Genomic DNA, 18,584 nt, shown 5'->3' on the forward strand with positions numbered 1-18,584 from the left:
ATCTCTTAATAAAACATGAACAGTACCTTTAAAACCTGCATGTGCGCCCTGGCCCTGGGCCTGTCCGGCGCTGCCCCCCTGTACGCGGCTTCCGCCACAGCAGCCTGTGAACAAACGCACTCCATCCTTTATGCGGGCGCGGACAGCCAGGCCATCATGAAGATCAAGGTGACCGTTACGGAAACCAGCCAGATCCTGAAGGGAATGACCTTCTCCATGGCCGGAACCACCTCCGTCTCCGACATCGCGAAGGCCCGGATTTTCTACTCCGGCGCCACTCCCTACTTCTCCCCGAACGCGGAGCAGGCCAACCGGAGGGCCATCCCCGTCCTCAACACCATCTCCAAGGGGGCCAAAACCTTCCAATTCGAGGGAAGCCACGCGCTCTCCGCAGGAGACAACTACTTCTGGCTGTGCGTGGACCTCAACCCCCGCGCGCGAGGGTTGAACAAGGTGGACGCCTCCTGCACGGGCGTGGCCCTGCTGGAGGACTCCAATGTAGCGGTCGCCAATCCTTCCCCGGAAGGCTGCGCGGAGGTGTATCCCTACCAATTCCGCGTGGTGCCCTACTACCGCAACACCAACCTGATGCAGTGGAACCCCAACCACCTGACCGCCCAGCACTTCAAATCATTCACGGACCTCATTTACTTCAACGTGGGATGTGACACGGAAGGAAACCTGACGGGGCAGAACAACGCCCAGTTCCTGAATGGCCTGGACAAGCTTAAAAACCTTCGCGGAACGGCGGGCAGCAAAATCATTCTGGGCGTGGCCCACTGTGACGGAGGGTTGACGGCTTTCACGGGAAATGCGGAAAAAAGGCGGCAGTTCGCGTACCAGCTCGTTTCCTTCGCCAGGGAAAAGGGATTTGACGGAATAGACATTGACTGGGAATACCCGGACAACGGCACGGAGTGGTACAACTTCTGCCTGCTGCTGGGAGAAGTGCGCTCCGCCATGGGAGCCAGCGGCATGTCCCTGAGCGCGGCGATCAATCCGTACTACCTGGCGCCCACCAGTGAAATGATGGACCTGCTGGACTTCGTCAACGTCATGAGCTATGACCGCGCCGGACAGCACTCCACCTATCCGGACATGCTCATCGACATCCAAACCATCCGCAGGAAAAACATTCCGGACTGCAAAATCGTCGTCGGCCTGCCGTTCTACACCAACGAGACGCGCTCCAACCGCAACTGGGACGCCCAGAAAGGCTATTCCAACGTCGTCCAGCTCTACCCCAACATCGCCCCCGGCACGGACCTCTGCGCCATCGACGGCCAGCAGCACTACTTTAACGGCATCACCACGATTAAGAAAAAATGCCAGTACGTAAAAACCCAGAAGCTGGGCGGCGTGATGATCTGGTGTTATGATGGAGATTTGCTGCTGACGCACGCGAAATCCCTGGCAAAAGCCATGTATTCCATCATCAAGCAACAGGCTGTCCGCTAATGTTTTGAAGCATCTCTTGCTCCGGCGCGCATTCTTTTTTGGAGAACGCGCGTTTTTTTATGTGGTCTTTTTTGATTCAAAAGGATTCAGGGGTTGTCTTTCCCAAGATGATTTGTAATCATTTCCCCGAATTATTTTCATATCACTACACAATATGAACACGTCATTGAAACTCCACGGCCTGGTGGCCGCCGTACACACTCCGTTCAAGGCGGACGGTTCCCTGAATCCTTCCAGCGTTGACGCCCAGGCCAGGCTGCTTGCCTCCCAGGGCATCAAGCTGGCTTTCATTACCGGAAGCACTGGTGAATCCTCCTCCATGCAGCTTGAAGAACGAAAGGAAATCTACTCCGCCTGGAAGGAAGCTTCCGCCAAGTACGGCGTGGACGTCATCGCCCATACCGGTTCCAACAGCGTCTGGGACGCCCGCGAACTGGCCGCCTTTGCCCAGGAATGCGGATTCGTGGCGACCAGCTCCCTTGCCCCCTCCTACTACAAGCCAGGCACTGTCCAGCGTCTGGTGGAATGCTGCGCCTTCGCCGCTTCCGGCGCTCCCGACCTGCCCTATTACTACTACGACATTCCCGTGCTGACGGGCGTGCGTTTCAATCCGGTAGACTTCATCAAGCTGGCCAAGGAACAGATCCCGAACTTTGCGGGCATCAAATTCACCAATCCGGACCTGGCCCTGTACCAGACCACGTTGAACTACGACGAAAACGTGGACATCCCCTGGGGCGTGGACGAATGGTTCACGGGAGCCCTCTCCGTAGGCGCCAAGGGCGCTGTGGGAAGCTCCTTCAACTTTGCCCCGGCCCTGTACCAGAAACTCATGAAATCCTTTGCAGAAGGCGACGTGGAAACGGCGCGCGACTGCCAGTGGAAATCCGTGCAGATGATCAACATCCTGGCCTCCAAGGGCTACATGGGCTGCGCCAAGGCCCTGATGGGCTGGCTGGGCGTTGACCTGGGTCCCGCCCGCCTGCCGCAGGGCAACCCCACCGCGGAACAGCTCAAGGAACTCCGCTCCGAGCTGGAAGCCATCGGCTTCTTCCAGTGGTCCATGAACTAAACCGCTTTCCCTCTTATGGCTGCAACACTTGACCTGACCACCCTGGGCGCATTCTACCGCCGCCAGCTTCTGGAAGACGTTCTGCCGTTCTGGTTCCCGCGCGCTTACGACGAAAAGAACGGGGGCCTCTACCACTGCTTTGACGCGGACGGCACCCTGGTGGACACGGACAAATCCGTGTGGGCCCAGGGCCGCATGGCCTGGATGCTGCTGACCATGTACAACAGCATTGAGAAAAACCCGGACTGGCTCAAATGGGCGGAAAGCGCCCTGAACTTCCTGACGGCGAAATGCGTGGACCCTGCCGACGGCCGCATGTACTTCCATGTGGAGGCGGACGGCACCCCCATCCGCAAGCGCCGCTATGCGTACAGCGAATCCTTTGCCGCCATCGCCTTTGCCGCCCATGCGAAAGCTGCAGGAAATGAAGAATCCGCAAAAGCCGCGCGCCACTGGTTCGACGTCTTTACGGACATCTGCTTCACCCCCGGCAAGATGGTTCCCAAATTCACCGGGAACCGTCCCACGACGGGACTGGGAACACGCATGATTACGCTGGCGACCGCCCAGGAACTGCGCAAGTACCTGGGTGACGAGGACGGCTTCTACACCGGATGGATTGACCGCTGCATCAACGACCTCCGCACCCTGTTCATGAAGCCGGAGCTCAAGGCCGTGATGGAAGTGGTGAGCCCTGACGGCGCCATCATCGACCACTTTGACGAACGCACGCTCAATCCCGGCCATACCATTGAGGGGGGCTGGTTCGTGCTGGAGGAAGCCCGCTTCCGCGGCAATGATCCGGAACTCATCAAGGTGGGCTGCGACATGATCGACTGGGCTTTCGCGCGCGGGTGGGACAAGGAAAACGGCGGCCTGCTCTACTTTACGGACGTGTACGGCAAGCCCGTCCAGGAATACTGGCACAACATGAAATTCTGGTGGCCGCACGACGAGGCGCTCATTGCCATGACGCTCGCCTACAAGCTCACTGGAGAGGAACGCTACGCCATCTGCCACGACATGGTGCACAACTGGGCCTTCTCCCACTTCCAGGACGTGCAGCACGGCGACTGGTTCGGCTACCTGAACAAGGACGGCTCCAGGGCAAACACCCTCAAGGGCAGCCTCTGGAAGTCCTTCTTCCACCATCCCCGCGCCATGTGGTTCTGCGCCCACTACTGCGGCGCCATTTAAGGAAAAACAAAACATATTACTCTTACTAAAAGCCGTTTGCCAAATATGACAAACGGCTTTTACTTTTTATCTATCTTTAAAATGAAGATAATAGGAAATCTCTGCTGAAAAGGCATTCCAAAAAAATCCAGTCTGTTTTTATTTTCAGAGGATCAAAAACAATTGCTCCTCCTTCTGCGGTGTTTTATGATGCCGCTAACATGCTGGGAAAAGATCTGCACATCTTTTTTCATGAAATCATATATTTCAAGCGTGAACCCAACTTCTAATATCCATGAAAAGCACTCCTCATGCTAAATAAGCTCAATAGTGGATGAAGCAATAAAAGAGAAATATCATGACCGGTGAAAAATTCACGTTGATGCAATATTCCGTCAGCGCCGTCTTGGGGCTGATAGAAGCGGAAGATTTCGTTATACCAGAAATTCAGCGCCCCTTTGTCTGGAAACGAAGCCAAGTACGGGATTTAATTGATTCCTTATATAACGGCTACCCTACGGGCTATATCATTACTTGGAAGAATCCTGACGTGAAAACCAAGGATGGAGGAAAAGCCAACGGAAAAAAAGTACTTATCGACGGACAGCAACGTGTAACCGCCCTGATGGCCGCTATCGCCGGCAAAGAAGTCCTGGATGAAGATTTTAATAAAGACCGCGTCAAAATCGCCTTCAATCCTCTTGCTGATGATCCGAGCAAGCGTTTTGCGGTTCAAGACGCTTCTCATTTAAAAGACAAACGATGGATACCGGATATTTCCATCGTATTTGATGCCGATTTCGATGCGTTCGAGTTCTCCGTTGAATATTGTACCATCAATGAAGGAATCAAACCCAACATAATCAATAAATCCATTGCCTCTCTAAAAGGAATCGCCAACAGGCAAATTGGCGTGATTGAGCTGGATGCTACATTGGATATTGATGAAGTAACTGAAATTTTCATTCGTATCAATTCCAAAGGAACGTCTCTCAGCCAATCAGACTTTGTCATGTCCAAGATGGCCGCGGACATGGAACATGAAGGCAGTATGATGCGTAAAACAGTGGACTATTTCTGCCATCTGGCCGTGAAACCTGATTTTTACTCCTTATTGGTACGTGATGAGGAATTCCAGAATTCCAAGTATGCGGATAAAATCAAGTGGCTGGCTCATGATTATGATGACATTTACGATCCCGATTACGGCGATATGCTACGGGTATCATTCATGCACCAGTTCCGCAGAGGAAAACTTGCTGATTTGGTCAGCTTATTGTCCGGGAGGGATTTCGAAACCAAGGAATACCGGGATGATATCGTAGCGGAATCCTACCGGAAACTGGATGCCGGCATTGTACAATTTATCAACCAGCACAATTTTACACAATTTGTAATGGCCCTTAAGGGTGCGGGCTTTGTCTCCAGCAAACAGTTGAATTCACAAATGACGTTGGATTTTGCTTACACTTTGTATCTGATGCTGCGGAGTGATCCAACCATTCCAAACGAACAAATCAAACGGCATGTTCAAAAATGGTTCGTCCTCTCCACCCTAACTTCAAGATACATCGGATCTCCGGAGACGCAGATGGACCGTGATATGCGCAATATCGAAGAAAAAGGCTTCCTGAATTTCAAAACAGAAGTGGAGGCCTCTGCCCTATCGGAAACATTTTGGACGGTTACGCTGCCTCAGAACCTGGAAACGTCTTCTGTAAACAGTCCCGCCTTCAATACCTTCCTTGCTGCTCAAATTAACCTGAACTGCAATTCCCTGCTGATGAAAGGGACTAAAGTCTCCGATCTCATTACCATTTCAGGAGACGTGCACCATATTTTTCCGCGCAATTATCTGAAAAAGAACGGCATTGATAATAAGACAAAATATAATCAGGTAGCCAATTATATCTATCTTGATACGCAGGTAAATAAAGCCATTGGAGACAATCCTCCCTCTGTCTATTTTGCCAAAGTACAAGAGCAATGCGGGACTAAAGCCATTACACTCGGAAATATTTCCGACGAAGAAATGCTTTACCGCAATCTGGAGGAAAACAGTATCCCTCAAAATATTGTCAGCATGGATATAAGTGATTACGAATCATTCCTTCAAGAACGCCGCAAACTGATGGCGAAGCTGATGCAACGGTATTATCAGGAATTGTAAATCATGCTCCTGTAATATATAAATTTATAAAACCGGTTAAGGATAGACGATATCCTCCGTCCGCACCACCACGTCGCCGGGGTCCAGCATGGCGTTAATCAGGGAACAGAAGCGGAATTTTTTTATATCCTCCGCTTTGATGGAAAGCTCTTCAATGGCTCCGCATGCCAGCAGGAATGCGCGCTTGGTGCCGGGAAGCAGAAAAGTTTCCGGAGTCACCCAGGAGGAGCCGTCCCCGAACACGACGTTGCTGTACCGCGTATCCGTCACCTGCCCGTGCCGGAGGATCAGCACTTCTTCATCCTCTCCCAACCCCAGCCCTGCCGCCTGAAGCTCCGTCCGGTCCTCCCACTTGCAGAAGTAATCCAGCCGTGGAATTTCCACGCATGCCAACCTTTTCACCAGCCGGGGACGGTAAGGTTCAAAGACGGGACGGCACGCCTTTCCCTGCGTATCATACGTGATATGGCATTTGTAAATGCCGCGGCCTTCCGGCCCCGGACAGGCCGCCAGCACGGAGGCCAGATCGGGAACGGCGGAGCCTTCCGCTCCGTGAAGGTTCATGGCGGCTTCCACCCTCCGCTGATGCCAGGGGAGCAGGCAGGGAGCGCCATCCTCCCATTTGACGGTTTCAAAAATCAAACGGCACATAAACTTTGGCAATAGCTTCCCGGTATTCATCTTCCATGCGGCTCATGACGGTGATGCCGCCTCCGCTTTTGTACACCATTCCCTTTTCATCCTCTTCCATGAAGCGGATGGCGACGGCGGAATCCAAATCCCGCCCGTTGAAGAAACCGAAAATCCCGGTGTAAAACCCCCGCTCCATGTCCTCCGCCTCCGCAATGGCCCGGCAGGTGGCCTCCTTGGGCGCTCCGGTCACACTCCCGGCGGGCAGCAGCTTCAGCAGGATTTCCCCCAGGCGGGAACGCCAGTCTTCCGGCAGGCGGCCTGAAATCTCGGAACTGCATTGCAGGATGGTTCTTCCGCGCGTTTTTACCGGGCTGATGTAGCGGTAGCGCCTGACTTGCACATCTGCCGCCACCATGGAGAGATCATTGCGCATCAGGTCCACAATGGTGGCGGATTCCCGGTTTTCCTTTTCATCCGTCTCCAGCCAGTCGCGGGCTTCCGGCGTGGCGGCAGGAGCCGTTCCCTTCATCGGAAACGTGGAAATGGACCGCCCGCGTACCGTGACAAACGGTTCCGGAGAGAAGCAGACGCAGCTGCGGCCATGCACGCCGGGAACACGGGCGTCCGGCCCCAGCAGCATCCGGTAGGGAGCCCGTGCGAACCGGAACAGATGGCGCAGCGTCAGGTTGGTTTCCACGGGGGTCGCCACGCATAAATTCAGCAGGTAGGAGTCCCCCTCATCAGATGGTTCCGGACGGAGGCGAAGGACGCCGCATACCGGGCCATGGAACAGGGGGAAGGGATGAACCGCAGCCGTTCCGGAAGCGGCGGCCAGTTGCCCTGCTCCCCCATGCCTCCCAGCGGCAGGGAAAAAGCCGCCATACGTTCGTGCCCCGTTTCCGGAAGCTCAAACAGGAGGTTGTGCTCCAGATCATGGGAGATCACAAAGAAGAACGGACGTTCCGCACGGCCCAGGGCATTCATGCGGAGGATGGTTTCTTCCCGTGTGTACATTGGCGGGAATTATTCTATCATGTGCGCGCCATGAGTCAACCGAACGTCTGGATCATCGACCACCGGGATTCCTTTACCTGGAATCTCGCGGAACTCGTCAGAGTGACGGGAATGGCCGTTCCGCGCGTGGTCTCCAACCTTTCGCCGGAACTGGAACAGGCGGTTCAGGCGGCAGAAAAACTCATCCTGTCCCCCGGGCCCGGAACGGTGGAGGACGAATGCCACCAGGCAACCTTCCGCCTTCTGGACCGCCTGCCCCCCTGCACTCCGGTGCTGGGCGTATGCCTGGGGCACCAGATCCTGGGCATACGCTTCGGGGCCCGGCTGGAACATCTCTCCCAGCCGCTTCACGGGGTCCGTGAACCCATACGCCGGACGGAGAGCTGCCCCCTTCTGGAGGGGCTGCCGGAGGAATTCCCCGCAGGCCTGTACCATTCCTGGCGTCTTGCCGCCACTCCCTGGCCGGAGGAACTGGTCGTCACCGCAAGGGATTCCGGGGGAAACATCCAGGCCATTCGCCACAGGTCCCGCCCCCTTTACGGCATCCAGTTTCATCCGGAATCCATCCTGACGCCGGACGGGAAGTCCCTGCTCCGGAATTTCCTGTCTCTTCCGGCAAATGCGGTTGAGGGGAGTCCTGCCTCAAACGAATCAATGATCCACAGCCAGCATCAGGGATGAACGGGAGGAGGCCGGAAAGTGTCTCATACCTGTATCATCCCGGCCCATATCCGGGCCGCTTCAGATATAACGCCTTTTATTCTCATGAACGCACAGGACGAACTCAAGATCAGGGACATGGAAATTCTGTTCCAGCCTTTTCATTCACGCAAGCTCGACACTCCCACCCGCATCGTTCTCCCGGCCATGACCCGGGGATTTTCTCCCAGCGGGGTTCCTACGGACCAGGTGGCCGCCTATTACAAGAGCCGGGCAAAACATGAAGTAGGGCTCATCATCACGGAGGGCACCTTTATTGACGAACCCAGCGCCTCCCCTTCCTCCAATTACCCCAATTTCTTCGGCGGGGCCTCCCTGCGGGGATGGAAAAAGGTGTTGGAAGCCGTTCATACCACGGATTGCAAAATAGCCCCCCAGCTTTGGCACGTGGGCATGGCCCGGCCCTTCAAGGGAGAGAACCTGCCCAATCCGGAACTGCCTCCCATCGGACCATCCGGAATTGACGTGAACACGCTGGAACAAACGGCGGAGCCCATGAGCATCGCCAAGATTGAAGAAGTCATCGACGCTTTCGCGCGCGCCGCGGCGGATGCCAAACGGCTGGGCTTTGACGGTGTGGAACTGCATGGAGCGCACGGCTACCTGATCGACCAGTTTTTCTGGAAGGAGACCAACAGGCGCACGGACGAATACGGCGGAGACCTGGTGGGCCGCACCCGTTTTGCCAGCAGCATTGTCCATGCCGTACGCAAGGCGGTCGGCAGCCAGTTCCCCATCATCTTCCGCTTCTCCCAATGGAAAACCGGCCATTACGATGCCAAGCTGGCGCACACCCCCGTGGAACTGGAAGATTTTCTGACACCCCTGACGGAAGCGGGCGTGGACATTTTTGACTGTTCCACGCGCCGGTTCTGGGAACCGGAGTTTGAAGGTTCCCGCCTCAACCTGGCCGGCTGGACCAAGAAGCTTACTGGAAAGCCCTCCATCTCCGTCGGTTCCGTGGGACTCAAGGGGGATTTTACGAATGCCTTTGACGGCGGCCCGGAAGCGGAGGCCGCCAGTGTGGAACCACTGGTGGAACGGCTGAAAGCCGGGGAGTTCGACCTCATTGCCGTAGGGCGCGCCCTGCTGGCGGATGCGGAATGGGCGGAAAAGATACGCCATGCCCGTGAAAAGGACATCCACCTGTTCACGAAGGAAGACCTGAAAACGCTGAAATAGGAACCGATGGGGCTCCGGATATGGGAAACGCTGTGCCCACGCCCTGCCTACTTTTCCCTGATGCGGACAGTCAGGTACAGCAGCCGCAGAATGGCCAGGGCCGGAAGCTGAAGCGTCAGCAGATACCACGGAGCGGGGCCGAAATATTCCAGCACGGTCCCGGCCGGAGCATACCGGGTAAAACCGTAATTCGTTCCGAGCCACACGTTCACCGGAATAATCAGAAGCAGGTAGGCGTCGCACAAGCCCAGCGTTTTCACGTCATCCCACGGACGCGCGCGCCATCCCAAGACGACGGGAAGATAAAGGGCGGAAATCAATAAAAGCCCGTGCCCCACAAAGAAGGCGAAGAACGCGGCGGAGGGAAAGCCGTCGTAAAGCATGGGGGTAATCAGCCCCTGGACGCTCGCCGTCAGCACGCCGAAATACGCCACGGCGCACGCCCAGGGCTTGCGAAACCACAGGGCGATAAAGCACACCAGCGTCATCAGGCTGCAAAAGTGCAGCGGAAGCCTGTCCTGCCAGGGCTCCCAGTGTTCCCTAACAATGCGCCCGAACGTTTCAATCAGGAAAGTCAGCAGGAAGACGGCGCCCAGCGCCTTCCCGATCAGCACGCGTTTTTCCATCCTGAGCCTCCGGCAGCCCCACAGGAGCCCCCCGCGGCCAGAGCCACGACGCCCAAGGCCGCCCAGTGCGGCAGGCTCCAGCGGATAAACAGGGGTGCGATTTCTCCAGACATACAAAATCCGTCAACAGGCAGGAGGAGGTTCCGGACACGCATGAAGCTTGCCGCTGATGGATTCCACCCTGAGACGCAGAACATATACGGCACAGACCATGCCGGGGGTAAAAGCCGCCTCTCGCCCCGTCTGGTGCAGCATGATGCGGCTCAAGGCATGGATTTTTTCCTCATCTTCCCGCAGGAACTCGACGACGCCCCGGCCCATGACGCAGCCGTAGGCATAACTGTACCGGCACGGGGTATCCCCCTCCATCAGCACATGGTCCCCGTCCATCTCAAAAGAGACCTCCGGGCGGGTTTGCAGGATATCCAGCTTCCTCCCTTCCCGGGCGCAGTGGAAAAACAGATTCAGGGAACCATCCCGTTCTTCATAACCGAAATTGAGGGGCACTACGTACACCTCCCTGCCGTCCCACAATCCCAGGCGGCACACCTTGAACCGGGCGACCATATCCAGCAAATCCGCGTGACGGATTACTTCCCTGTCTTTTCTTCTCATAAGCCGGCAGCCTCCATCCATTCATTCATGCAAAGCGCGGCGCGCCCGGCCAGCAGGGTTCCGTTACGTACGGAAGCCGCCCGGAGCCCGCAAATATCCGTCCCGGCGGCCATCAATTCACAGGCATGCCCGGTCAGCCACTCCTCCATCCGGGAAACGTCCGCCTCCACATGAAACTGGAGAGCCAGCGCATGCTTCCCTGCGCAAAAGGCCTGATGCGGGGTAATCTCCGTAGACGCCAGCAGACGCGCTCCGGAAGGCACGTCAAACGTATCCCCATGCCAATGCAGAACGGGTGTTCCCTCCAAATGGCGGAGAGGAGACAGGCGCCCGGCCTCCGTCAGGGATATGCGCCCCCACCCTATTTCCCTGGCCGTACCGGGATAAACCCGGGCGCCGAGGGCATGGGCCATCATTTGAGCGCCAAGGCAGACGCCCAGCAAAGGCAGTTGACGCTCCAGACGCATGCGGACCAAATCCAGCTCCGTCTTCAGATAGGGATACCGTTCCACATCCCCCACCCCCACGGGACCGCCCAGCACTACGCAACAATCAGCCCCCAGCCACTCCTGAACGGAAGGATACGGAGCGCCTGCCTGGACGTACCGGATTTGAAAACCCCTGCTCCTGAAAAGGGGCTCCAGCGTGCCAAGATCTTCAAAAGCCACATGGCAAAGGGCCAGGCAGGTACGGGAGTGGGAACGGCTACTCATGGCAACGGAGGAATGGACCGCAACAGGAATATAGAAAAAAATCCTCCGGGAAAAGCTTTTTACCGCGTTCCGTCCGCATTTCCGGGACAATGGAAATCACAACGAGGAGGGAATCTCCGCCACATCAGCAAAAGAGCCCTCCGCCGCACGGCATAAATCCACAGGGCTCAATTCAATCTGGCATCCCAGGCGTCCGCCGCTCACCACCATCTCCGGCAGAGCCTCCGCGCTGGAATCAATCACGGCGGGATACTTCCTCTTCATTCCCAGAGCGGTGCAGCCTCCGCGCACGTACCCCGTTACGGTGGTAATATCCTTCACAGGAAGCATGGAAAGAGCCTTGGCTCCCACGGCACGCGCCGCCTTCTTCAAGGAAAGCTCCGCGCCGATGGGAATCACGAACACGTAATACTGCCGCGGCGCGCCCTCCGTCACCAGCGTCTTGTACATCTTTTCCGCCGGCAGCCCCAGAGCCTGCGCCGTATGCCACGCGTCCACAAACTCGCGGCACCCATAGGAATAATGCCTGTAAGGGACATGCAGCATATCCAGCAGGCGCATGGCGTTCGTCTTCGCCTCCTTCTCCTTCTTTTTGGACATAAGCTTGAACCGGAATCCCCCTGCAGCATAGATAAAACGGCTCCCTTTTACAAGACCGGTTCTCTTTCCTTCCCTGCTGGAAAGTACGGCGCAGCCATGAGGCCGTTCATCAGGCTATACCCACCTGCTTATGGCGGGCAACCTCAGGAACGGCAAACAACGGAGGAGGGGGAAAAGGAAAAAACCGCCTCATTCTCCCTGAACCCTTGACTTGACGCTGACAGAAAAGCTAACATCCGGTATCATGGCAGATCATCACGTCCGGAGAAGCATTGGAGAACACATCCTGCGCTGCTTCGTCCTGATCGTGGCGCTCTTCATCATGTCCCTGGGCATCGCCCTGTCCGCCAAGGCTAACCTGGGCGTCTCCCCCATCTCCTGCACGCCGTATGTGCTCAGCCTGGCGCTCCCGCTGACGATGGGAACCGTCACCATCCTGATGCATCTGAGCTTTGTCGCCGTGCAGGCGGCCCTGCTGAAAAGGCAATTCCGTCCGGCGCATCTGCTCCAGATTCCCGTCGTCTTTATCTTCGGCGCCTTGACGGACTTCTCCATGTGGCTGATGGCTCCCCTGGAACCGTCCGGATACCTCTGGTCCGTAATCCTCTGCCTGTTCAGCTGCGCCGTCATTGGATTCGGCGTCTTTCTGCAAGTCAAGGCGGATGCCGTTCTGCTAGCGGCGGAAGGCATGAGCCTGGCCTTCGTCAAACTCTTCAAATGGGAATTCGGAGCCGTTAAAACCAGTGTGGACTGCACGCTCGTCTGCATCGGCCTAGCCTGCTCCTTCATGTTCCTGCCCGGATTGACGGGCATACGGGAAGGAACCATGGTGGCCGCCGTTCTGGTGGGCATGATTGTCCGTTTTTTCAACAGGCACGTCTTCTGGCCGGACAGGCTGCTGGAACGGCTGGCACGCCCCGGAGCCGCAGGAGAAGTCCTTCCGCTGGCGCAAACAGCCGCTTACGCGCCGGACGCCCCCCGGTCATCTCCATTGACCGGGAATACGGCTCCGGCGGCCATGCCATCGGCAAAATGATTGCGGAGCGGCTGGGCCTTCAATTCTACGACTCGGAACTGGTCTACCTGACCGCCTCCCAAAGCGGCCTTACTCCGGACTACATCCGCAAGCACGAACAGCAGCTTTCCAGCCGCTTCCTGCATGAACTCTATGCGCAGAACTACGCTTACACGGCGGAGGAACTGCCACCGGAAGACGCCACCTTCCTGGCCCAGAGCAAAGTTATCCGGGACATCACGGCCCGGCAGGCCTGCGTCATTGTGGGGCGCTGCGCCAATTTCATCCTGAAAGGGAGGCCCAACCTGTTCAGCGTATTCCTTCATGCGGACCGGGCCACGCGCATGCAGCGCGTCACTGAAAACTACGGGGTGAAGCCTGGCGGAGCAGCCAAAGCCATGGACCTCATGGATTCCCGCCGCCGTACCCACTGCCTGCACTATACCGGGCAGGAGCTGGGCAACGCCCGCCTCTACGACTTGTGCGTCAACACGTCCGACTACGGCCTGGAACGCACGGTGGAACTGATTCTGGAAGCCATCAACACCAGAACGGAGCAATCCCCCGCCTCGGAAACGGCCCCCGTCCGGGAACCCGCGCTCCCGGAACCGGAGGCCGAGGACATCCAGGGAGAAATCTCCCTGGCCTGACAAGACCTGCAACAGGGATGTGAAGCCTTGGGCATGCCCTCTCCTGCCATATATTTCCCGGGCCTTCCGGCAAGCGTAAGGCAGAAAGACAGTTTCCGCCGCTCCTTTTCCAACAGTTTTCCACTCTCCGGGCGGTCTTCCTCCGGGGAAAACAGGATAACTTGAGCAATTCACGGCCATGGAGCATGATACCGTTTTTTACCGTTAACGGCGCGGAATGGAAAAAGAAGATAGAAAGGCGCAAACCGGGACGCTCTTGTTTACACAAAACAAGTTGAAAGCTCCGTTTCCATGAAAAAACTCCTTCTCTGTTTGTTGTTTCTCCTGATTCCGGCTGTATCGGAAGCAGCGGAGTCCCTGCCGCCCACCCTGAAACCGGAAGCCTAGCACCGGGACCATGCTTACACCTGGGAAACGCGCCATGAAGCCGTTAAGGAACGCCACCGGAACATCAAGCCGGAATACGTCTTCATCGGAGACTCCATCACGGACAACTACCGTAAGGACAACCTTCCCTGCCAGGACTTTCTGCCCATCTGGAAAAAATACTATGCTCCCTACAATGCCTTCAATGCAGGCTTCAACGGCAATACGACGGATGACGTCCTGGCAAGAATCGGGGGCAAGGGAATCCTGGACCATGTCTCCCCCAAAGTGGTCCAGATCATGATCGGCACCAATGACACGGGACGCGGCAATACGGAGGAAGAAACTTTCAACGGCATCTGCCGCGTGGTGAACAAAGTCCATTCCAAACTCCCCCATGCCTCCATTCTCCTGGTCGGCATTCTGCCCAGCGACATTTACAACTGGCACGTAGCCGCGGCAGCCTACCCGGATAAAAAATTCAAAAGGGATATGGCCGTCAATGACAGGCTGGCACGCCTCTATGCCAAAAATCCGTTTGTTACATTTCTGGACATTCGCGACGTCTTTCTGGATGGAAACGGCAAGGTGCGGGAGGAATTATTCTGTGACCCGTCAGTCGTCGTCATCAACGGGAAAAAAGCCGGCCCCCTGCACCCCAACACGGAAGGGCAGCGCCTCATGGCGGAAGCCATTCAGCCAACCCTGGCACGGCTGATGAAAAAGCATTCCAAACAGGAATCACGGAGCATTTTCCCGTTCTCCCTTCCGGAATGAGGCATGAGCCAGTGATGCAGCTTGTTTGCCATAAAGCGTTTGTCTGCCCGTGGAACAAAGAAAATTTATCCTCTGCCGTCCGGAAAAACCTTCATGGACACGGAACCATTGACAGCCCAGGGATGACAAAACGTCTCCCTTGACCATAACAAAGAACAGGCATTTTCAGGAAGTTCAGGGTTCCGCGCATTTCTCAATAGCCATTGCCTGCAACTAAAGAATTCTGGAAAAATCTCTTGAACTGAAACGGCGGCTTTCTCACAGAACAGCCTGAAATCCATACCCTCCTCTGCAGCCTTTCGTGTGCTGCACAGGGAGAATCAACGTTGTGTGACCTTTCACAGTCCAAAAAACCATGAGACTTTGGTCACTCCACCCTTCCTATCTGGATGCCATCGGCCTGATTGCCCTGTGGAGGGAAGGCTTGCTCGCCCGGAAAGTCCTGCTGGGACAAACAAAAGGCTACACCCGCCATCCCCAGCTCATCCGTTTCCGGGAAACGGGAAATCCCCTACAAACCATGGACCTCTACCTGAAAGCCGTCCATGAAGAATCCATTCGCAGAGGCTACAGCTTTGATTTAAGCAAAATTTCTCCTTGTGCGTGCCAGCCCTCTTCCCGCCTCCTTCTCCCGGATAAACAGCTCGAATACGAATTCCATCATCTACTGAACAAACTCCGGAAAAGGTCCCCTCAGCAATATTCCCTGCTACAACAAACCACATCCATTCTCCCCCATCCCCTTTTTCAAGTGGTTCCGGGCGATATTTGTACTTGGGAAAAGTACACTTAACCCCAACATCACGATTAAAATATATCTTGATAAAATGGTTGGCCCAACAAGCAAATGATGATGCATCATTGTCCATGTCGCCCCACCCTAGCGGCATTTTTGCAACGTCATCATGTACGAGAGAACTGTTTCTGCCTCTAAGAGTGATGGAATCGTTTATTTCCATGACGTTATTCTTGCGATGCATCCATCTTTTGAAAAGTTCGCCGTTATTTTAAAAAAAGGAGAATGCCGTTCGAAACGGGTAAACTTGGACGAGACCTGAACAAAGATAAAGTCGTGGTGTCGACAGACAACATGGCAGAATCCGAAAAGCCAACTAATAAAAGAGTAGGAACAACATTACCGGAATCTGTAGGCTGAGCGTTCCCATGGCAGAATCAACCGCCTCCCATTCCTGGTCAACACTAACCAATTATCATGAGCAATCTGGATACATTTAAAACATACCTCACTAATAATCAAAATGATGAAGCTATCAACTTTCTGAACAATACCTATTTTCAAGGGGACAAAACCTACCAACTCAAAGTGAAAGATTTTGGAGGAGACCACGCGCATGCCAAAACGGGAGGAACGGAAAGCTCTCCCTGCATCACGTTCAAACCTGCATATTTGCGTCGTATACTGACAAGCCCTACTAACGAGGAGGAAGTTTTTGCCAAGTGCATTTCCACCCTGCGTCATGAAAGGATGCATGTAACACAATTAATCAAAGGGGAATTCAGAACAAAGACCCCGGATGAACTGGAATTCACGGCTTATTCGGAAGAATTGCTTCCAGATTCCGCTCTGCCTGCGTTATCTGATGCTATGTGGGAAGCGGCTTGGAAAAAAGCAGACGATCATTATGGCAAGCTAACAATTCCTTCGCAGGCATACCAAGACCGAAAGGCACTGATTGACCAGCTCCGCGCCAATAAGTAAAGGACAACAAAACAGAATCAACGTTTCAAACCTGTTTTTTATTTTCTTAATATCATACGTTCATACAAGAAATGGAACAAGATTGTCTCCTCAAACAACAAATGTTGAAATGATATCTTTTGTTCCACTTCTCTTCCTTCCACCAAACACTGACCGCCAGACTTTCAATGCGGTTGATAAAACGGAAAAGGCCTTAAAGCGTTCATGCTTTAAGGCCTTTATTTGGTGGAGCATAGCGGGTTCGAACCGCTGACCTCCTCAATGCCATTGAGGCGCTCTACCAACTGAGCTAATACCCCCTTGACTTTCGTCTTGGTGCGTCCCGTTGAGGACGGGGAAAAAGTATCATGACAGCAGCAGACACGCAAGCTTTTTCTGCAAAAAAGATGACCATGGACGATTTTTTCCGGGAAATACCGGACCGGGAAGAAGTTCCAAGCCGCGCATGCCCGGAAACAGGAACAGCCGGAACAAATGTGTTTGAATAAGGTTCACTCCTATTTTACCTTTTCATAAACGATGAAACGCCTCCTTTTTCAGCATCGCATGCTTTCCGCCGCCGCTCTGGCGGCTTTTTTCCTGGCCGGTTCCCTGCATGCCCAGGAGCCTCCCGCAAACACGGGGCAACCGGCCCAAACGGAAGACAGCGGCATTTCCACTCCCCGGAGGGTCGCCGGACTGGGCGTTCTGGCATTCCTGATCGGCTGGATGATCTGGAGAAGCGGTTCCCGCCGCCAGAAGGACGGCAGCCAGGAGCAGGAGAGCCCCCATGACACCGAACCCCGGGAATGACGCCGTTTTTGAAAGGTTGCCCCTATCCTGTCCGTAGTCGTTGCAGAGAGTATCCCTCTGCCCCATTCATCCATGAACGTTTTTTTACCCATCCTGAGCCTTCTGTGCGGCGCCTTGCTGACGGAAGCCGCTTCCGGCCCGTCCGATGCCGGGGAGCCTTCCCCGGGCGTAGCGCAGGAGTTATGGTTCGGTATTCCGGGAAGCTCAGTAAGAGATTTAACGCACGGGAAGGTTTTTGAAACAGCGGCATCAGCCGTTCACAGGATAAGCAGCCTGGATGTAACTAATCTGGGCGACCAGTACGGAGCCCGTTATTCCGCCCTGCTCCGGGTACCCGTCAGCGGCAAGTACCGTCTTTATCTGTCTTCCGACGATTCCGCGGAGCTGTGGCTTGGCAAGGACGCCACCCAGAAGGATATGGCCTGCATTGCTACGGTGAAGGGGTATTCAGAATCCCCATAATTGGAGCAACCAGCCCAACCAGGCTTCCGAACCCGTTCAACTGGAAGCGGGCAGATTTTATTTTCTGGTGGTGATTCACAAGGAGGACGGAGGTCCGGACCATATGTCCGTTGCCTGGTCCGGTCCGGACATTCCCTCTCCGGTCATCATTCCGTCCACGGCACTGTTCGTGCCTCCCGGCGTTTTGCCGGAAGACAAGCCCCAGCCTCCGGCAGCGGCTGATTGAGAAGCCTGTCCATTTCCTCCCCTTCCTGCTCCTCTATATTTTTTCAAGGCACATGACCAATTTATCATTAGGAAAAGGAGTGTTTCCCATGAATTTCCATTGCCGGAAAAGGAAATAACTTCCCCTGGCATGATAAAAAACCGGACCTCCCCACGTCAGGGAAGTCCGGTTTTTCTCGTCGTATATCATGTAGTTAATTGGAGCGGCCTGACACCAAAAATGCCAAAACACCCACTGAAACCAATTTAGCGGATTTCTAATCCGTGGTCACATAAGCCCTGTAAGGTTTTTCGGCAGAGAAGCCTTTCTTCTCCGGGGAGCGCTACCATCCCCCCAGGATATAAAGAAGAGGAAAGTCCTGGGAATAAGGGCCTCCCGGCCCTTGAAAAGTACGCTAACAGAAGGAAAATGTTCCTTTCCCTCTCCCTTGGGATTTTACGTTTCATACGAAACCGGTAGGCTTCCGTTCCCAGATGGATGTCTTTGAACCATCGGGAATTTTTTCTCAAATCCTTTCCCTTCAAGGTAGGAACTTGACCACGGATTAGAAATCCGTCTTCATTCCGGTTACTTAAACGCCTGCTTGCCGTGCGGCAA

At 55.0% G+C, this 18,584-nt stretch carries 21 protein-coding genes and 1 tRNA gene; 14 read left to right on the forward strand and 8 right to left on the reverse strand.

The window, feature by feature from the left end:
• The first annotated feature begins 15 nt into the window (after positions 1–15).
• From PVA48_RS14260 to PVA48_RS14275, 4 genes are all read left to right on the forward strand, one after another.
• Complete coding sequence (locus PVA48_RS14260; RefSeq protein ID WP_102722277.1) at positions 16–1,458, forward strand: glycosyl hydrolase family 18 protein; 1,443 nt, start codon at positions 16–18, stop codon at positions 1,456–1,458.
• 154 nt (positions 1,459–1,612) lie between these two features.
• Complete coding sequence (locus PVA48_RS14265) at positions 1,613–2,530, forward strand: dihydrodipicolinate synthase family protein (RefSeq protein ID WP_022398258.1); 918 nt, start codon at positions 1,613–1,615, stop codon at positions 2,528–2,530.
• Positions 2,531–2,545: 15 nt separating this feature from the next.
• On the forward strand, positions 2,546–3,727 hold the full coding sequence (locus PVA48_RS14270) for an AGE family epimerase/isomerase (RefSeq protein WP_022398257.1): 1,182 nt from the start codon (positions 2,546–2,548) through the stop codon (positions 3,725–3,727).
• Positions 3,728–4,064: 337 nt separating this feature from the next.
• Positions 4,065–5,876: a GmrSD restriction endonuclease domain-containing protein gene (locus PVA48_RS14275; protein WP_423231934.1), complete on the forward strand. Its 1,812-nt coding sequence runs from the start codon at positions 4,065–4,067 to the stop codon at positions 5,874–5,876.
• A 36-nt stretch (positions 5,877–5,912) separates the two neighbouring features.
• Here PVA48_RS14275 and PVA48_RS14280 read toward each other — a convergent pair whose 3' ends face one another.
• The 3 genes from PVA48_RS14280 to PVA48_RS14290 are packed head-to-tail and all read right to left on the reverse strand — an operon-like array spanning position 5,913 to position 7,523.
• On the reverse strand, positions 5,913–6,527 hold the full coding sequence (locus PVA48_RS14280; protein ID WP_180975236.1) for an aminotransferase class IV: 615 nt from the start codon (positions 6,525–6,527) through the stop codon (positions 5,913–5,915).
• On the reverse strand, positions 6,508–7,218 hold the full coding sequence (locus PVA48_RS14285; protein ID WP_423231935.1) for an aminodeoxychorismate synthase component I: 711 nt from the start codon (positions 7,216–7,218) through the stop codon (positions 6,508–6,510). The genes PVA48_RS14280 and PVA48_RS14285 overlap by 20 nt, the downstream gene beginning before the upstream one ends.
• A gap of 8 nt (positions 7,219–7,226) precedes the next feature.
• Complete coding sequence (locus PVA48_RS14290) at positions 7,227–7,523, reverse strand: hypothetical protein (protein WP_423231936.1); 297 nt, start codon at positions 7,521–7,523, stop codon at positions 7,227–7,229.
• A gap of 30 nt (positions 7,524–7,553) precedes the next feature.
• Between PVA48_RS14290 and PVA48_RS14295 the strand changes: the two genes are divergently transcribed.
• Both PVA48_RS14295 and PVA48_RS14300 read left to right on the forward strand, forming a co-directional pair.
• Positions 7,554–8,204: an anthranilate synthase component II gene (locus tag PVA48_RS14295; protein WP_022398253.1), complete on the forward strand. Its 651-nt coding sequence runs from the start codon at positions 7,554–7,556 to the stop codon at positions 8,202–8,204.
• A gap of 84 nt (positions 8,205–8,288) precedes the next feature.
• The gene (locus tag PVA48_RS14300) at positions 8,289–9,425 is read left to right on the forward strand and encodes an NADH:flavin oxidoreductase (protein ID WP_022398252.1); all 1,137 of its coding nucleotides are present in this window, start codon (positions 8,289–8,291) and stop codon (positions 9,423–9,425) included.
• Positions 9,426–9,472: 47 nt separating this feature from the next.
• Here PVA48_RS14300 and PVA48_RS14305 read toward each other — a convergent pair whose 3' ends face one another.
• The 4 genes from PVA48_RS14305 to PVA48_RS14320 all read right to left on the reverse strand — a co-directional run bounded on the left by PVA48_RS14305 (position 9,473) and on the right by PVA48_RS14320 (position 11,979).
• Complete coding sequence (locus PVA48_RS14305) at positions 9,473–10,051, reverse strand: TIGR02206 family membrane protein (protein ID WP_423231937.1); 579 nt, start codon at positions 10,049–10,051, stop codon at positions 9,473–9,475.
• A gap of 123 nt (positions 10,052–10,174) precedes the next feature.
• Positions 10,175–10,666 (reverse strand): pyridoxamine 5'-phosphate oxidase family protein, encoded by a 492-nt coding sequence (locus PVA48_RS14310; protein ID WP_180975238.1) that lies wholly within the window; start codon positions 10,664–10,666, stop codon positions 10,175–10,177.
• Entirely contained in the window at positions 10,663–11,379 is a 717-nt protein-coding gene (locus PVA48_RS14315) for a glutamine amidotransferase (protein WP_102728847.1), read from the reverse strand. The genes PVA48_RS14310 and PVA48_RS14315 overlap by 4 nt, the downstream gene beginning before the upstream one ends.
• A gap of 96 nt (positions 11,380–11,475) precedes the next feature.
• Entirely contained in the window at positions 11,476–11,979 is a 504-nt protein-coding gene (locus PVA48_RS14320) for an aminoacyl-tRNA deacylase (protein ID WP_102728833.1), read from the reverse strand.
• 244 nt (positions 11,980–12,223) lie between these two features.
• Here PVA48_RS14320 and PVA48_RS14325 point away from each other — a divergent pair, with 244 nt between their 5' ends.
• The 5 genes from PVA48_RS14325 to PVA48_RS14345 all read left to right on the forward strand — a co-directional run bounded on the left by PVA48_RS14325 (position 12,224) and on the right by PVA48_RS14345 (position 16,507).
• Complete coding sequence (locus tag PVA48_RS14325; protein ID WP_423231938.1) at positions 12,224–13,015, forward strand: YczE/YyaS/YitT family protein; 792 nt, start codon at positions 12,224–12,226, stop codon at positions 13,013–13,015.
• Positions 13,012–13,644 (forward strand): AAA family ATPase, encoded by a 633-nt coding sequence (locus tag PVA48_RS14330; protein ID WP_423231939.1) that lies wholly within the window; start codon positions 13,012–13,014, stop codon positions 13,642–13,644. The genes PVA48_RS14325 and PVA48_RS14330 overlap by 4 nt, the downstream gene beginning before the upstream one ends.
• A 483-nt stretch (positions 13,645–14,127) precedes the next feature.
• Positions 14,128–14,787 (forward strand): GDSL-type esterase/lipase family protein, encoded by a 660-nt coding sequence (locus PVA48_RS14335; protein ID WP_249853088.1) that lies wholly within the window; start codon positions 14,128–14,130, stop codon positions 14,785–14,787.
• Positions 14,788–15,142: 355 nt separating this feature from the next.
• Positions 15,143–15,580 carry a pyrimidine dimer DNA glycosylase/endonuclease V gene (locus PVA48_RS14340; RefSeq protein WP_102728835.1) on the forward strand — a complete coding sequence of 146 codons (438 nt, stop codon included), beginning with the start codon at positions 15,143–15,145 and terminating at the stop codon, positions 15,578–15,580.
• Between the two features lie 420 nt (positions 15,581–16,000).
• Positions 16,001–16,507: a hypothetical protein gene (locus tag PVA48_RS14345; RefSeq protein WP_102728836.1), complete on the forward strand. Its 507-nt coding sequence runs from the start codon at positions 16,001–16,003 to the stop codon at positions 16,505–16,507.
• 223 nt (positions 16,508–16,730) lie between these two features.
• Here PVA48_RS14345 and PVA48_RS14350 read toward each other — a convergent pair.
• Positions 16,731–16,806 (reverse strand) — tRNA-Ala (locus PVA48_RS14350).
• Between the two features lie 220 nt (positions 16,807–17,026).
• On the opposite strand from PVA48_RS14350, the gene PVA48_RS14355 reads away from it, so the two are divergent.
• From PVA48_RS14355 to PVA48_RS14365, 3 genes are all read left to right on the forward strand, one after another.
• Complete coding sequence (locus PVA48_RS14355) at positions 17,027–17,299, forward strand: hypothetical protein (RefSeq protein ID WP_102728837.1); 273 nt, start codon at positions 17,027–17,029, stop codon at positions 17,297–17,299.
• 72 nt (positions 17,300–17,371) lie between these two features.
• Entirely contained in the window at positions 17,372–17,761 is a 390-nt protein-coding gene (locus PVA48_RS14360; RefSeq protein WP_423231940.1) for a PA14 domain-containing protein, read from the forward strand.
• A 67-nt stretch (positions 17,762–17,828) separates the two neighbouring features.
• Positions 17,829–17,987 carry a hypothetical protein gene (locus tag PVA48_RS14365; protein ID WP_423231941.1) on the forward strand — a complete coding sequence of 53 codons (159 nt, stop codon included), beginning with the start codon at positions 17,829–17,831 and terminating at the stop codon, positions 17,985–17,987.
• Positions 17,988–18,584 lie beyond the last annotated feature (597 nt).

The sequence above is a fragment of the Akkermansia sp. JRP_AM1 genome (genome assembly GCF_049262625.1).
GTDB classification, from domain to species: domain Bacteria; phylum Verrucomicrobiota; class Verrucomicrobiia; order Verrucomicrobiales; family Akkermansiaceae; genus Akkermansia; species Akkermansia massiliensis.

What these genes read in the sequence shown, in the direction of transcription:
- PVA48_RS14260 (WP_102722277.1), top strand. Translation starts at nt 16, where the DNA reads ATGAACAGTACCTTTAAAACCTGCATGTGCGCCCTGGCCCTGGGCCTG.
- PVA48_RS14265 (WP_022398258.1), top strand. Translation starts at nt 1,613, where the DNA reads ATGAACACGTCATTGAAACTCCACGGCCTGGTGGCCGCCGTACACACT.
- PVA48_RS14270 (WP_022398257.1), top strand. Translation starts at nt 2,546, where the DNA reads ATGGCTGCAACACTTGACCTGACCACCCTGGGCGCATTCTACCGCCGC.
- PVA48_RS14275 (WP_423231934.1), top strand. Translation starts at nt 4,065, where the DNA reads ATGACCGGTGAAAAATTCACGTTGATGCAATATTCCGTCAGCGCCGTC.
- PVA48_RS14280 (WP_180975236.1), bottom strand. Translation starts at nt 6,527, where the DNA reads ATGTGCCGTTTGATTTTTGAAACCGTCAAATGGGAGGATGGCGCTCCC.
- PVA48_RS14290 (WP_423231936.1), bottom strand. Translation starts at nt 7,523, where the DNA reads ATGTACACACGGGAAGAAACCATCCTCCGCATGAATGCCCTGGGCCGT.
- PVA48_RS14295 (WP_022398253.1), top strand. Translation starts at nt 7,554, where the DNA reads ATGAGTCAACCGAACGTCTGGATCATCGACCACCGGGATTCCTTTACC.
- PVA48_RS14300 (WP_022398252.1), top strand. Translation starts at nt 8,289, where the DNA reads ATGAACGCACAGGACGAACTCAAGATCAGGGACATGGAAATTCTGTTC.
- PVA48_RS14305 (WP_423231937.1), bottom strand. Translation starts at nt 10,051, where the DNA reads ATGGAAAAACGCGTGCTGATCGGGAAGGCGCTGGGCGCCGTCTTCCTG.
- PVA48_RS14310 (WP_180975238.1), bottom strand. Translation starts at nt 10,666, where the DNA reads ATGAGAAGAAAAGACAGGGAAGTAATCCGTCACGCGGATTTGCTGGAT.
- PVA48_RS14315 (WP_102728847.1), bottom strand. Translation starts at nt 11,379, where the DNA reads ATGAGTAGCCGTTCCCACTCCCGTACCTGCCTGGCCCTTTGCCATGTG.
- PVA48_RS14320 (WP_102728833.1), bottom strand. Translation starts at nt 11,979, where the DNA reads ATGTCCAAAAAGAAGGAGAAGGAGGCGAAGACGAACGCCATGCGCCTG.
- PVA48_RS14325 (WP_423231938.1), top strand. Translation starts at nt 12,224, where the DNA reads ATGGCAGATCATCACGTCCGGAGAAGCATTGGAGAACACATCCTGCGC.
- PVA48_RS14330 (WP_423231939.1), top strand. Translation starts at nt 13,012, where the DNA reads ATGATTGCGGAGCGGCTGGGCCTTCAATTCTACGACTCGGAACTGGTC.
- PVA48_RS14340 (WP_102728835.1), top strand. Translation starts at nt 15,143, where the DNA reads ATGAGACTTTGGTCACTCCACCCTTCCTATCTGGATGCCATCGGCCTG.
- PVA48_RS14345 (WP_102728836.1), top strand. Translation starts at nt 16,001, where the DNA reads ATGAGCAATCTGGATACATTTAAAACATACCTCACTAATAATCAAAAT.
- PVA48_RS14355 (WP_102728837.1), top strand. Translation starts at nt 17,027, where the DNA reads ATGAAACGCCTCCTTTTTCAGCATCGCATGCTTTCCGCCGCCGCTCTG.
- PVA48_RS14360 (WP_423231940.1), top strand. Translation starts at nt 17,372, where the DNA reads ATGAACGTTTTTTTACCCATCCTGAGCCTTCTGTGCGGCGCCTTGCTG.